The 14,005-nt window shown below is 48.1% G+C and carries 9 protein-coding genes, 9 tRNA genes and 1 rRNA gene; 1 reads left to right on the top strand and 18 read right to left on the bottom strand.

Features of this window, described 5'->3' with window-relative positions:
- The first annotated feature begins 117 nt into the window (after positions 1 to 117).
- Positions 118 to 513 (top strand): hypothetical protein, encoded by a 396-nt coding sequence (locus tag BN3656_RS06180; RefSeq protein WP_066545344.1) that lies wholly within the window; start codon positions 118 to 120, stop codon positions 511 to 513.
- Between the two features lie 96 nt (positions 514 to 609).
- On the opposite strand, the gene BN3656_RS06175 is transcribed toward BN3656_RS06180, so the two are convergent.
- The 18 genes from BN3656_RS06175 to BN3656_RS06085 all read right to left on the bottom strand — a co-directional run bounded on the left by BN3656_RS06175 (position 610) and on the right by BN3656_RS06085 (position 14,003).
- On the bottom strand, positions 610 to 1,431 hold the full coding sequence (locus tag BN3656_RS06175; protein WP_066545342.1) for an NPCBM/NEW2 domain-containing protein: 822 nt from the start codon (positions 1,429 to 1,431) through the stop codon (positions 610 to 612).
- A 138-nt stretch (positions 1,432 to 1,569) separates the two neighbouring features.
- Positions 1,570 to 2,079: an anaerobic ribonucleoside-triphosphate reductase activating protein gene (gene nrdG / locus BN3656_RS06170; protein ID WP_066545339.1), complete on the bottom strand. Its 510-nt coding sequence runs from the start codon at positions 2,077 to 2,079 to the stop codon at positions 1,570 to 1,572.
- A gap of 32 nt (positions 2,080 to 2,111) precedes the next feature.
- Positions 2,112 to 4,301, bottom strand: a complete 2,190-nt coding sequence (nrdD, locus tag BN3656_RS06165) for an anaerobic ribonucleoside-triphosphate reductase (RefSeq protein ID WP_066545337.1) — start codon at positions 4,299 to 4,301, stop codon at positions 2,112 to 2,114.
- Positions 4,302 to 4,542: 241 nt separating this feature from the next.
- Positions 4,543 to 5,934: a dihydropyrimidinase gene (gene hydA, locus BN3656_RS06160; protein ID WP_066545335.1), complete on the bottom strand. Its 1,392-nt coding sequence runs from the start codon at positions 5,932 to 5,934 to the stop codon at positions 4,543 to 4,545.
- A gap of 115 nt (positions 5,935 to 6,049) precedes the next feature.
- Positions 6,050 to 6,583: a transcription repressor NadR gene (locus tag BN3656_RS06155; protein WP_066545333.1), complete on the bottom strand. Its 534-nt coding sequence runs from the start codon at positions 6,581 to 6,583 to the stop codon at positions 6,050 to 6,052.
- A gap of 17 nt (positions 6,584 to 6,600) precedes the next feature.
- Positions 6,601 to 7,455 carry a carboxylating nicotinate-nucleotide diphosphorylase gene (gene nadC, locus BN3656_RS06150; protein ID WP_066545331.1) on the bottom strand — a complete coding sequence of 285 codons (855 nt, stop codon included), beginning with the start codon at positions 7,453 to 7,455 and terminating at the stop codon, positions 6,601 to 6,603.
- Positions 7,440 to 8,732 carry an L-aspartate oxidase gene (locus BN3656_RS06145; RefSeq protein WP_066545330.1) on the bottom strand — a complete coding sequence of 431 codons (1,293 nt, stop codon included), beginning with the start codon at positions 8,730 to 8,732 and terminating at the stop codon, positions 7,440 to 7,442. Before BN3656_RS06145 ends, nadC begins: the two co-directional genes overlap by 16 nt.
- A gap of 6 nt (positions 8,733 to 8,738) precedes the next feature.
- Positions 8,739 to 9,644, bottom strand: coding sequence for a quinolinate synthase NadA (gene nadA / locus BN3656_RS06140; RefSeq protein WP_066546122.1), 906 nt, complete (start codon positions 9,642 to 9,644; stop codon positions 8,739 to 8,741).
- Between the two features lie 217 nt (positions 9,645 to 9,861).
- Positions 9,862 to 9,942: transfer RNA gene (locus tag BN3656_RS06130), tRNA-Leu, on the bottom strand.
- A gap of 52 nt (positions 9,943 to 9,994) precedes the next feature.
- Positions 9,995 to 10,079 (bottom strand) — tRNA-Leu (locus BN3656_RS06125).
- Between the two features lie 10 nt (positions 10,080 to 10,089).
- Positions 10,090 to 10,162: transfer RNA gene (locus tag BN3656_RS06120), tRNA-Val, on the bottom strand.
- 39 nt (positions 10,163 to 10,201) lie between these two features.
- Positions 10,202 to 10,275, bottom strand: a tRNA-Asp gene (locus tag BN3656_RS06115).
- A gap of 41 nt (positions 10,276 to 10,316) precedes the next feature.
- Positions 10,317 to 10,390: transfer RNA gene (locus tag BN3656_RS06110), tRNA-Ile, on the bottom strand.
- 40 nt (positions 10,391 to 10,430) lie between these two features.
- A tRNA-Thr gene (locus tag BN3656_RS06105) sits at positions 10,431 to 10,503 on the bottom strand.
- 23 nt (positions 10,504 to 10,526) lie between these two features.
- Positions 10,527 to 10,598, bottom strand: a tRNA-Glu gene (locus tag BN3656_RS06100).
- Between the two features lie 34 nt (positions 10,599 to 10,632).
- Positions 10,633 to 10,705 (bottom strand) — tRNA-Asn (locus tag BN3656_RS06095).
- 131 nt (positions 10,706 to 10,836) lie between these two features.
- Positions 10,837 to 13,720 (bottom strand): 23S ribosomal RNA (locus BN3656_RS06090).
- A 210-nt stretch (positions 13,721 to 13,930) separates the two neighbouring features.
- Positions 13,931 to 14,003: transfer RNA gene (locus BN3656_RS06085), tRNA-Ala, on the bottom strand.
- Positions 14,004 to 14,005: the final 2 nt, after the last annotated feature.

The following is a 14,005-nucleotide window of genomic DNA, read 5'->3' as shown; positions in this document are numbered from 1 at the left end:
TTTTTTGTTTAAAATGCACAATAAAAAAATAACTTTCTCTCTGCAACTTTCTCACCCCGCCTCCCGTCTAAGCATATGTACTGAAAAATATATTGCATATACTTATGGAGGTTTATTATGAAAAAAAGAAATTTATTCGCAGCAGCAGCCGTTTCCCTTATTTTGGCAACCGGATGCGGGGCCCAGCCCTCTTCTCAGCCGGTTTCTTCCGCAGAAGAAACCGTTTCCACACAAGTTTCCGAGTCCGCAGACACTCCTTCTGCTGAAGCCTCCTCCGCTGATACGGATGTCAAGACCTCATCCATTACAGGCACCATTGATGAAATCAAGGATTTTATGTTTAACATAACCGACAGCGAGGGCACATCCTTTGTCCTGTCCTTTGACGCAACGCCTGAAGGGCTCTCTGATGTAAAAAACGGTGACACGGTTACTGTTACCTACACCGGAGAATTAAGTGAGGTTGATGCGTTTACCGGAACTGTTATCTCTGTTAAAAAGGCCGAAAAATAAATCTATAAACTGAAAACTGCCGCAGCCAGAACGCGCATCCAGGACATATGCCTGAAGAATCGCCTTCTGACTGCGGCAGTTTATTATCTTATGTTTCTATTTGTATAAAGCCAGCCCATTAAACAGAATCACAGGATCATCATACCCGTTATCTTTTGACAGGGAAACCTCTACTCTGATCTGGTTCTGTCCGGAGACATCTACTCCAAAGTAGGTTACCTTCTCATTGTGATGAATATCCGAAGAGGTATAAAGTACCTGATCGTTATCCCCATAAACAGTCACTCTGGCCATAAGGCCGCTGTCAAACTGAGAAGACGATGGGCCGAAGGAACCGTATAAAAGCCGATATTCGCCGTTGGTATTGCAGATTACATGGCTTCCTTTTCCCTTCAGCCGGACCGCATTATCCCAGCGCTCCCCGCCTCCGGTTCTGGCCGATGTGAGGATCGAATATCCCTTTGTGGAAATTCCTTCCATATTTTGAACCAACTGCTGGGTAGACAGATCAACGCTGTCCGACGGCTCTACCGCCCCTTCCTCCGGTACCCACACTCCGTCTGTTCCAATGGTTCTTCCATCAATTACTGTATTAACCGCCATTACACCGCTTGGATACAGATAGTACCATTTTCCGCTGTCACTGTCTTTAAACCAGCCGGTTTCCATGGCTCCTGTGCTGTCCATATGATACCACTGGCCCTCTATCTGCTGCCAGCCCGTTGTCACATAACCGTCATTGTCCAGATAATAATACTTTCCCTTATCCTGAATCCATTCATTGTAGGCAAACTTATTCGCACTCCGCTGATACTTCCACTGGTCATTTACATATTTCCATGTACCCGCATAAGCCGGAACTGCCAAAGCTGCGCTCAATACAGCGGCCATTGCCATTACTCCAAAACGTCTCTTCATACTGCTTCTCCTTTCCAGAAAGACAGCACCGATTACAATACAGGGGCGCCGCCAGGTTGATTTTCATTATAATTCAATTTGATGAATTATGCAAGAAAGCCTTGGCTGCCCCCCTGTTATTTCATAAAAATTTCATACTTACGGCCAGTTTCCGCAGGCAATTCCGTCTTTCAGCTTCAGAAGCCTCTGATTGCTGCTCCCCCGAAATACCAGGGTCAGATCCTTCTCTGCTTCCACAAATTCACCGTCCACCAGCACATCCAGACATTTTAAAATCTCCTGCGTATGTTCTGTGTATACCCTGCCTCCCGGCTGCATATCTGAATCATAAAGATAACCGCTGTAGCACCAGATATCCTTCTGCGGATATACCATTCGGATCTGCTTTAAAAGCTCTGCCACAGCCGGCTGGTTCTCCGGCTCAAAAGGTTCTCCGCCCAAAACGGTGAAACCCTGGATATAGGACGGTTCCAGCAGCCTGAGAATCTCTCTGCCGGTTTCCTCTGTAAACGGTTTTCCGTATCCAAAATCCCAGGTTTCTGCATTAAAGCAGCCTTTACAGTGATGCCTGCAGCCGGATACAAAGAGGCTGACCCGGACCCCTGGACCGTTTGCAATATCACATTCCTTAATATTTCCGTAATTCATCCTGCTCTCCTTTCGGACCGGCCCAAAAACGCTTACAGATGAAGCACCCTGTCTCTGATCTCCTGAGTCCGTCCCTGGTTCCAGAACTGGGTTCCAATATAACCACAGGTTCTGCGGGCTACAAACATATGGTTCTGATCCTGATTTCCGCAGTTGGGGCACTCCCAGATAAGCTTTCCGGATTCATCCTCCTTGATTGCCATTTCTCCGTCATAGCCGCAGCATTCGCAGTAATCGCTCTTCGTATTCAGCTCCGCATACATGATGTTATTATAAATAAACTTCATCACAGATAAAACAGCCGGAATGTTGTTCTGCATATTTGGGACTTCCACATAGCTTACCGCACCGCCCGGCGACAGCTTTTGGAACTCTGCCTCAAATTTCAGCTTGCTGAAGGCATCAATCTGCTCCGACACATGGACATGATAGCTGTTTGTAATATAATTTTTATCCGTTACGCCCGGAATGATTCCGAAACGCTTCTGGAGGCACTTAGAAAACTTATAGGTCGTGGATTCCATAGGCGTACCGTATACGGAATAGCTGATATGCTCTGCCTCCTTCCACTCCCTGCACTTGTCATTGAGACGCTTCATTACCTTCAGTGCAAAGGGTCTGGCCTCCGGATCGGTATGGGACTTGCCCAGCATCCTCATACACATTTCATACAGGCCCGCATAGCCCAGAGAAATGGTAGAATAGCCGTCAAAGAGCAGACGGTCAATCTTTTCTCCCTTTTTCAGGCGGGCCAGAGCGCCGTTCTGCCAGAGAATCGGCGCCACATCGGAAATCGTGCCCAGCAGGCGCTCATGACGGCATCTGAGGGCTCTGTGGCACAGCTCCAGACGTTCATCCAGAATCTTCCAGAATTCATCCATATCGCCCTCGCTGGAACAGGCCACATCTACCAGATTGATCGTCACTACGCCCTGATTAAAACGGCCGTAGTATTTGTGGCTTCCGTCTGCATTTCTCTGGGAATCCTCAACGGTCAAAAAGGAACGGCAGCCCATGCAGGGGTATACATCCCCCTGTTTTAATTCCTTCATGATTTTTGCAGAAATATAGTCCGGAACCATCCGCTTGGCCGTACATTTTGCAGCCAGCTCTGTGAGTCCCCAGTATTTGGATTCCTCTGAAATGTTATCCTCATCCAGCACATAGATCAGCTTAGGGAATGCAGGCGTAATCCAGACGCCCTTTTCATTTTTCACACCCTGCATCCTCTGTACCAGAACCTCTTCGATGATCATGGCGAGGTCATCCCTTGTCTGTCCCTCAGGCACCTCATCCAGATACATAAATACGGTTACAAAGGGAGCCTGTCCATTACAGGTCATCAGGGTAATGAGCTGGTACTGAATGGTCTGGATTCCGCTGCGTACCTCATCTCTCAGCCTGCGCTCCGTTACCTTTGAGATAATTGCCTCATCTAAGGATTCTCCGCACTCTTTGCGCTCCTCAATCACATTTTTACGGATCTTCTGACGGCTGATATCCACAAAGGGAGCCAGATGGGCCAGCGTAAAGGACTGGCCGCCGTACTGGTTGCTGGCAACCTGGGCAACGATCTGTGTGGTTACATTGCAGGCCGTAAAAAAGCTGTGAGGCTTTTCGATCAGCGTTTCACTGATAACCGTGCCGTTCTGAAGCATATCCTCCAGATTGATAAGGTCACAGTTGTGCTCCCTCTGTGCAAAATAATCCGTATCATGGAAATGGATAATGCCCTCCTCATGGGCTCTCACGATCTCCTCCGGCAGCAGCACACGGCGGGATAAATCCTTGCTCACCTCTCCTGCCATATAATCTCTCTGAGTGGAATTGATAACCGGATTCTTATTGGAGTTCTCCTGATTGACCTCTTCATTGATATTGTCTAACAGGGACAGGATCCCGTTATCTGTAGTGTTGGACTTACGGGTCAGCTCTCTCTTATAGCGGTAGCGTACATACTTCTGTGCCACCTCATAGCCTCTCATGGCCATGATCCCGGTTTCCACCATATCCTGAATATCCTCTACATTCACTGCATGAGTGGATTCATTCACCTTATTTGCAATATTATCTGCAATGGCGATAATCTGATAGTCATTCATCTGATGAAGCCGGTCTACCTCTTCGTTTGCTTTGTGAACCGCATTTATGATCTTCTGGGAATTAAAGTCTACCTCTTCCCCATTTCTCTTAATCACATTTGTCTTAACGTCAACACTCATCCCGATCCCTCGCTTATATCTGTCATTTTATCTCATAATAATAAGCACCCCCGGTTTATTCCTTTCTCATCTGGAAAAACCACTAGATATAGTGCCGTGTACTATACTACTACAAAATCATGTGAAATGAAAGAGGAATATTGGAAAATATTAAATTCAGACAACAGCCGTTTTTCTCCCTAATAAATTGCCAAAAGCGCTACCAGACCATCCTTTCATGGCGGCAGCGCCCGATTTTTCCTTATTCACACAGCGAAAGCGGTTTTCTGAAAATAAAATGGCCGTCTCCCTGTTTTCCCAAAAAATGGTTATCTTTTACAATTATATTTCCCCTCTGCATTACCAGTTCAATGGAACCTCTTATCTTCATTCCTTCATAGGCAGTATAGTCCACTGCACTGTGCATATGGCTGTGAGTCAGCACCCATTCCTTTGAAGGGTCTAAAATCAGCAGGTCACCATCCGCTCCGGGCTGCAGGCAGCCTTTTTTCGGATACAGGCCGTAGATTCTTGAAGGCTGTGTACAGGCAATTTCCACCAGCTTTTCCAGACTGATCTTTCCCGTCATAACACCCTCGGAAAACAGAAGGATCATGCGTTCTTCCACTCCCGGCGCTCCATTGGGGCATTTGGTAAAGTCATCCTTTCCAAGCTGCTTTTCCTTTCTGTAATTAAACGGACAGTGATCCGTAGCCACTGCTTGGATCTCACCCTCTGCAATGCCCTTCCACAGTGCTTCACAGTCCTCCTTTGTGCGCAGAGGCGGTGACATTATATATTTTAATCCATCCTCATCCAGATACCGCTCCTCTGTCAGAACCAGGTACTGTGTACAGGTCTCCACAAAAATGTTTTTCTGTCCCTCTGCTCTGGCCTCTTTTACTGCCTCCAGACTTTCCTTACAGGATAAGTGGACAATATACACCGGCGCATCTCCAGCCAGCTTTGCCAGGTAAAGCACCCGGCGCACTGCCTCTGCCTCTGCCAGATTGGGGCGGCTCTTGGCGTGGTAAATGGGTGCCGTATTGCCCTCTGATACCAGCTTTCCTCTTAAGAACTGCACAACCGCATGGTTTTCACAGTGAAATGCAGTCACGCCCCCCAGCTGCTTCATTTTCTTTAATACCTGAAGCACTCCGTCGTCATCAATCTTAAAATCATAGGTCAGATATACCTTTACGCTGGGAACACCGTCCTTCATCATGTCCTCTAACTCGTTCAGGATCTCTTCGTTCACATGCTGGCAGGTACCGTGAAACCCATAGTCGATCACTGCCTTATGATCTGCCAGCCCGTGATATTCATTCAGCTGATGATGAAGAGGGCAGCCGGCCGGCCCAAAGGCCATATGATCCACAATAGAGGTGGTGCCTCCGCAGGCTGCAGCTACGGTGCCATCGTAAAAATCATCCACAGCCCGGCTGGATCCGGCTAAAAGGTCCATATGGGTATGAACATCTACGCCTCCGGGAAGCACATATTTTCCCGCCGCGTCAATCACCTGGGCTTCTTCTTCCGACGCCGGCTCTAAATGGGTGCCAATCTGTGAAATAACTCCGTTTTCTATGCAGAGATCGCCCTGATACTGCCCCGTTTCTGATACAATCGTTCCATTTTTAACAAAAACCTTCATCTGTAACTCCTCCGTGTTTTCATTCATAGGAATATTATACCAAACCACAGGCCCGTGGGCTAGTCCCAAGTACTTTGAGTTTTTACATTTCACACTAAGCTTCTTCTGATGTTCTTCAGAAATCCACCGGTTCATAATCCTGAAGCTTTGCCAGAAACCCCCGTTTTTCCAGCTCCTCCTGTATCATATCCAGAATCTCCTCACGCTCGGCAGAAATGGTGTGATAATGGTAATTCGATGTGAGCTTCATCAGCTGAGTGGATTTTCCCTCAGAAATATCCTGCAGATACCGCTTTACATCCATTCTGGATTTGATATTCATATCTGCCCGGATGACACCGTAAACCTTGTGGTATACGAATACATCCTCCACCTTCCCGCCAAAGTCCACATACAGATTCAGTTCCTCTTCAACCTGCTTCTCCGTATGGATCACCTTAAATACGCGGCTGCAGCTGTGCTCCTCTGCCATCACATATCCGCGGTTCGTAGAGAGGATTTCCACTCCATTGGCACGCAGAAGCGCCATATCCTGCACAATTACCTGACGGCTCACATGAAGGATTCTGGCCAGCTCCACCCCCGGAACCGGTTTTTCGCTGTTTTTCAGTATACTCAGAATCTGTTCCCGTCTTTCTGTACCGTTCATTCCTGTCCCTCTCTTCTTTAGACTGCGTGAAGATTTTTCAGTGAAATATCCAGAATCGGTGCAGAATGCGTCAATGCTCCGCTGGAAATATAATCCACACCAAGATCGGTCAGGCGTGAAATGTTCTCTTTTGTCACATTTCCGGACACCTCCACCTCAGCTCGCCCGTCAATATATTCTATGGCCTCTTTCATCTGTTCATGGCTCATATTATCCAGCATAATAATATCTGCGCCTGCCTCAACGGCCTCCTTTACCATGTCCAGAGTCTCTACCTCTACCTCAATTTTCCGCACAAAAGGAGCGTACTCCTTTGCCATTTTCACAGCCTCTGCCACGCCTCCGGCGGCTCCAATATGGTTGTCCTTCAGCAGTACGCCGTCGGAGAGATTATATCTGTGGTTATTTCCGCCGCCTACACGAACCGAATATTTCTCAAAAATACGGTTATTCGGTGTTGTCTTTCTTGTATCAAGAAGCTTTGTCTTAGTCCCCTTTAATAATGCTGCTACTGAATGGGTATATGTGGCAATGCCGCTCATTCTCTGAAGATAATTGAGAGCCGTGCGCTCTCCGCACAGAAGCACGCGGATATCGCCGTAAACCTTTGCAAGCAGCTGTCCGCTCTTTACTTCCTCTCCATCCTCTGCAAAAAACTCAACTCTTGTGCTTTCATCTAAAAGGGCAAATACACGTTCAAAGACCTGCAGGCCGCAGATAATGCCATCCTGCTTGCAGATCAGATCCACCTCTCCGGCCTGAGCCTTTTTCATAATGCTGTTTGCCGACACATCCTCGCTTGTAATATCCTCGCGCAGTGCGCTTAAAATCAGTGGATCCACATTTAATTTTAAAGTTACCTGATCGTACATCTTTCTTCTCCTTTAATCTCATTTTTCACCAATTCGTGATACGTTTTATATAATCCGGATAAATCCTTATACTGGCTCATATCCAATGTTTCAAACAGATGGCTGTTTCTTTTTACCTCTCCCAAATGCTCCGCCATATCAAGAGCCGCCCGCTTTGCAAATACAAGGCTTTCCAAAAGAGAATTGCTGGCCAGACGATTTTTTCCATGGACACCGTTGCAGGCAGTCTCGCCTACCGCATAAAGCTGTTCCATGGACGTTCGGCTTTCATGGCTGACTTTAATTCCTCCCATAAAATAGTGCTGAGCCGGAACTACTGGTATACATTCCTTTGTTACATCATAGCCTATTTTCCTGCAATGTTCAACAATATTGGGGAAATGGCGGTTCAGCTCATTTTCGGGTATGGTGCGCAGATCCTCCCAGACAAACTCTGTTCCATCTTTTTCCATCTGTTCTAAAATGGCTTTTGTCAGCAGATCCCTTGGAAGAAGTTCATTGACAAAGCGCTCTCCGTTTTTATCCCGCAGCACCGCCCCCTCTCCCCGCACAGACTCAGAGATCAGGAAACTCCTCTCCTCATCCGCGTACAGTGTGGTCGGGTGAATCTGTACATAAGAAATATCCTTAAGCGCAATTTTGTGGCGGACTGCGACTGCAAGTGCGTCTCCTGTCAGATGGCGGAAATTGGTAGAATGTCGGTACAATCCGCCGATCCCTCCTGTTGCCATAACCGTGTAATCCGCCTCAATGGTTTCCAGGCTTCCATCCTGTCTCTGAACCACAGCCCCATAGCATATATTATTTTCCTCAATAATATCGATCATAGACGTATGCTCCAGCAGCATAATGTTGGATCGTCTCTTTGCCTGGGCTAAAAGTGTGCTGGTAATCTCTTTTCCTGTCACATCCTTGTGAAATATGATCCTTTTCTCTGAATGGGCTCCCTCTCTAGTAAACACCAGCTCCCCATTCTCATCCTTTTGGAAATCTGCCCCAAACTGCAGCAGATCCTCCACTACAGACCTGGAGGAACGAATCATAATCTCTACGGAGGCTTCATCATTCTCATAATGTCCTGCCTTCATTGTATCATCAAAAAATCCCTGATAATCGGATTCATCCTTCAGCATACACATTCCACCCTGAGCCAGATAGGAATCATTTTCCTCTGCTCCTGCCTTTGTGATCACCGTAATCTGTCTGCTTACCGGAAGGTTCAGTGCACAGTAAAGACCTGAACAGCCGCTTCCTACGATTAAAATATCTGTCTTCATTTCACATTATCGGGCCAGCATCAGCATTTTTTTCAGCGGTGCTCCTGCCTGAATCCTCACTTTCTCCGGAACCTTAACCTCATTGATTTCTTCCTTTAAAACCTGTAGAACCTTTTCAGGCGTAATCAGCTTCATATCTGTGCAGATCTGATTTTCTGTAAGCGTATAAAACGTTTTATCCGGATTCTGTTTTTTCAGTTCATACAATACCCCTGATTCTGTACCGATAATGTATTCCTTTCCATCATCCTCTGCTGCAAAATCAATGATCCCCGATGTGCTTCCTATGTAATCTGCCAGCTTCAGCAAATCCCCGGTACACTCAGGATGAACCAGAAATTTGGCTTCCGGATGTTTTTCCTTTTCCCTTTTTACGGCCTCAGCAGACATAGCCGCATGGATGGGACAATAACCGTCATTGAAAATGATATGCTTCTCCGGAACCTGTTCTGCCACATACCTTCCCAGATTTCCATCCGGAATAAAGAAAATATTCTGATTCGGCAGATTCCTTACAATTTTCACCGCATTGGCCGAGGTTACACACACATCCGAATATGTCTTAATTTCTGCCGTGGAATTGATATAACAGACCACCGCCAGATCCTCATATGTTTCTCTCATCTCGTGGATTTTTTCCAGCTGTACCATATGGGCCATGGCACAGTCTGCCGTCAGATCCGGCATCAGAACCTTCTTTTCCGGGTTCAAAATCGCAGCGCTTTCTCCCATAAATTTCACTCCGCAAAATACAATGATATCTGCAGCAGTCTTCTGAGCTGCCTTGCTCAAATAGTAAGAATCTCCAATATAATCCGCAATCTCCTGCACCTCATCTGCAACATAATAATGGGCCAGGATTACTGCATTCTTTTCCTTTTTTACATGATTGATTTCTTCTGTTATTGACATGAGTTCCTCCATAATGCTCATTCCTCTGAAATATTCCACACAACATCAGGCATTATAGCACTCTTTTTGTCATATGACAAGACAGTAGTCATTTCAGCTGTGCCGTATAAACCTATATTCACAAAACTGATGGTAAATTCGGTCAAAACAATCGGAAATCCAGCGCATGAAAAAAACGCTGCATCGCCATGAATCATGACAATACAACGTTTCTTAATGCGGGCAACAGGACTTGAACCTGCACGTCTTGGACACCAGAACCTAAATCTGGCGCGTCTGCCAATTCCGCCATGCCCGCGGATATAAAAACAGCCGCACAAGATACCTTCTCCTGTGTGACCGAATAAAAATGCGGGTGGCCGGACTTGAACCGGCACGGATGTTAAGTCCGAGGGATTTTAAGTCCCTTGTGTCTGCCTATTCCACCACACCCGCAAAACACAAATGGGGCCTATAGGGCTCGAACCTATGACCCTCTGCTTGTAAGGCAGATGCTCTCCCAGCTGAGCTAAGACCCCAAATTGTATTAAATTGTAATGCATCTTATCAGATGCAAACGACCCGGAACGGGTTCGAACCGTCGACCTCCGCCGTGACAGGGCGGCGCTCTAACCAGCTGAGCCACCGGGCCATATGTTTTAATATAGTTCTTACAACTTTAGCTAGGAAGAATGGACCTTCGGGGACTTGAACCCAGGACCGACCGGTTATGAGCCGGTTGCTCTAACCAACTGAGCTAAAGGTCCGGAACTATACCTTTTAAATTATCTACTGCTTGAGCAGTAAAGCCGATGATCGGACTCGAACCGATAACCTGCTGATTACAAATCAGCTGCTCTGCCAATTGAGCCACATCGGCATATCTTGAACATGATGTTCAAATGACCCCAACGAGATTCGAACTCGTGTTACCGCCGTGAAAGGGCGATGTCTTAACCGCTTGACCATGGGGCCATATTCAGTAGTAGTCGCCATGACTTCCACTAAGCTCCCCGAGTAGGACTCGAACCTACGACCCAACGGTTAACAGCCGTTTGCTCTACCGACTGAGCTATCGAGGAATACAAATTACGCTGACTGGATTATTATACTACATCTTTCCAGTTTTTGCAAGCATAATTTTTAATTTTTCACATATACCTTCAAAACCACATACTGAACAACCAAGCCACAACCGTTTTCCCTAAACCTTCTGGTCAAGCCCTCGACCGATTAGTATCAGTCAGCTCCATGCATTGCTGCACTTCCACCTCTGACCTATCTACCTCGTCGTCTTCAAGGGGTCTTACTCTTGCGATGGGATATCTCATCTTGAGGGGGGCTTCACGCTTAGATGCCTTCAGCGTTTATCCCGTCCAGACTTGGCTACCCTGCCATGGCCTTGGTAGGCCAACAGGTACACCAGCGGTCTGTCCATCCCGGTCCTCTCGTACTAAGGACAGCTCCTCTCAAATATCCTACGCCCGCGCCGGATAGGGACCGAACTGTCTCACGACGTTCTGAACCCAGCTCGCGTACCGCTTTAATGGGCGAACAGCCCAACCCTTGGGACCTGCTACAGCCCCAGGATGCGATGAGCCGACATCGAGGTGCCAAACCACTCCGTCGATGTGAACTCTTGGGAGTGATAAGCCTGTTATCCCCAGGGTAGCTTTTATCCGTTGAGCGATGGCAATCCCACTTTCATACCACCGGATCACTAAGTCCTACTTTCGTACCTGCTCCACCCGTCGGTGTCGCAGTCAAGCTCCCTTATGCCTTTGCACTCTTCTAATGGTTTCCAACCATTATGAGGGAACCTTTGAGCGCCTCCGATACCCTTTCGGAGGCGACCGCCCCAGTCAAACTCCCCGCCTGACATTGTCCCCCAGCCAGGTCATGGCTGCAGGTTAGAAATCCAATACCGCAAGGGTGGTATCCCAACAGCGGCTCCTCACAGACTGGCGTCCATGATTCAAAGCCTCCCACCTATCCTGTACATGCAGTACCGAATCCCAGTATCAAGCTGGAGTAAAGCTCCATGGGGTCTTTCCGTCCTGGCGCGGGTAACCAGCATCTTCACTGGTATTTCAATTTCACCGGGTGCATTGTTGAGACAGCGCTCAAATCATTACGCCTTTCGTGCGGGTCGGAACTTACCCGACAAGGAATTTCGCTACCTTAGGACCGTTATAGTTACGGCCGCCGTTTACTGGGGCTTCAATTCAAAGCTTCGATTGCTCTAACCTCTCCTCTTAACCTTCCAGCACCGGGCAGGCGTCAGCCCATATACCTCACCTTACGGTTTTGCATAGACCTGTGTTTTTGCTAAACAGTTGCTTGAGCCTATTCTCTGCGGCCTGGTTTCCCAGGCACCCTTTCTCCCGAAGTTACAGGGTCATTTTGCCGAGTTCCTTAACAATGCTTCTCCCGCCGGCCTTAGGATTCTCTCCTCATCTACCTGTGTCGGTTTACGGTACGGGCACGTATCACACAATAGCGGCTTTTCTTGACAGCCGGAATCGCACACTTCGCTACTTCTGTTCGCTCCGCATCACAGCTTCGGATTGCCAGACGGATTTGCCTGCCTGACTCCTACCCTGCTTGCCCCGGTCTTCCCATTCCCGGGATGTGCTGTCCTTCTGTGTCCCCACAGTTCTGATGATACGCGGTACAGGAATCTCAACCTGTTGTCCATCGGCTACGCTTTTCAGCCTCGCCTTAGGCCCCGACTTACCCAGAGCAGATCAGCTTTACTCTGGAAACCTTGGATATTCGGCCTGGAGGATTCCCACCTCCATCTCGCTACTCATTCCGGCATTCTCTCTTCTTAAAAGTCCACAGCTCCTTGCCGGTACTGCTTCGCCCCTTTAAGAATGCTCCTCTACCAACGATCTCTCGTTCCTAAGCTTCGGTGTTGTGTTTCAGCCCCGGACATTTTCGGCGCAGGACCTCTCGACCAGTGAGCTATTACGCACTCTTTGAATGTGTGGCTGCTTCTAAGCCAACATCCTGGTTGTCTCTGAAATCCCACATCCTTTTCCACTTAACACACACTTTGGGACCTTAGCTGTAGGTCTGGGCTCTTTCCCTTTCGACTGCCCAACTTATCTCGTGCAGTCTGACTCCCGTACATCATTTATGCGGCATTCGGAGTTTGATATCCCTTGGTAAGCTTTGACGCCCCCTTAGGAATTCAGTGCTCTACCTCCGCTAAACTAATACGAGGCTAGCCCTAAAGCTATTTCGAGGAGAACCAGCTATCTCCGGGTTCGATTGGAATTTCTCCCCTATCCACACCTCATTCCCACCCTTTTCAACGGATGTGGATCCGGTCCTCCACGGAATTTTACTTCCGCTTCAACCTGGACATGGATAGGTCACCCGGTTTCGGGTCTGCCTGCGCTGACTTTACGCCCATTTGAGACTTGGTTTCCCTTCGGCTCCACGGCTTTACCGCTTAACCTTGCCAGCGCCGGCAACTCGCCGGACCGTTCTACAAAAAGTACGCGGTCGCACCTTAACGTGCTCCCACAGCTTGTAAACACAGGGTTTCAGGTTCTCTTTCACTCCCCTCCCGGGGTCCTTTTCACCTTTCCTTCACAGTACTATGCGCTATCGGTCACTAAGGAGTATTTAGCCTTGGAGGGTGGTCCCTCCGACTTCCCGCAGGGTTTCTCGTGTCCCGCGGTACTCTGGATCCTGCCGCTGCCTATCGCTTTCATGTACGAGGCTCTCACTCTCTCTGGCCGGGCTTCCCAGCCCGTTCCATTAACGAATCAGCTCACTTATGCAGTCCGTAACCCCAGCATGCACGCACGCTGGTTTAGGCTCCTCCGGTTTCGCTCGCCGCTACTCCCGGAATCGATGTTTCTTTCTTTTCCTCCGGCTACTTAGATGTTTCAGTTCACCGGGTTCCCTCCGCACAGCTATGGATTCACTGTACGGTGACTGAGGGTTGCTCAGCCGGGTTTCCCCATTCAGATATCTCCGGATCAATGGATATTTGCTCCTCCCCGAAGCTTTTCGCAGCTTATCACGTCTTTCATCGGCTCTTAGTGCCAAGGCATCCACCCTGCGCTCTTTATAGCTTGACCAAACGATGTTCGCCTGCGGGTGCGGGCTACTTATCTTTAGATGCATAGCGTTGCATCCTTTGGTTCTAGGTTTACAAATTTGTTGTTTGTTTCCATACACTTTCATGTATGGCCTCGGATGTCTTGATATTCGATTGAATATTCAATTCTTTTTGTTCAATATGCGGTTTTCAAGGTACATGTGCGCCTCGCATTCTCATGCTTGGCGAGTGGAGATGGAGAGATTCGAACTCTTGACCCCCTGCTTGCAAGGCAGGTGCTCTCCCAACTGAGCTACACCCCCAC

Source organism: Clostridium sp. AT4 (assembly GCF_001517625.2).
In the GTDB taxonomy this organism is placed as follows: domain Bacteria; phylum Bacillota; class Clostridia; order Lachnospirales; family Lachnospiraceae; genus Enterocloster.
Note: the sequence above shows the minus strand (reverse complement) of the source record. Positions and strands in the feature narration are given on the sequence as shown.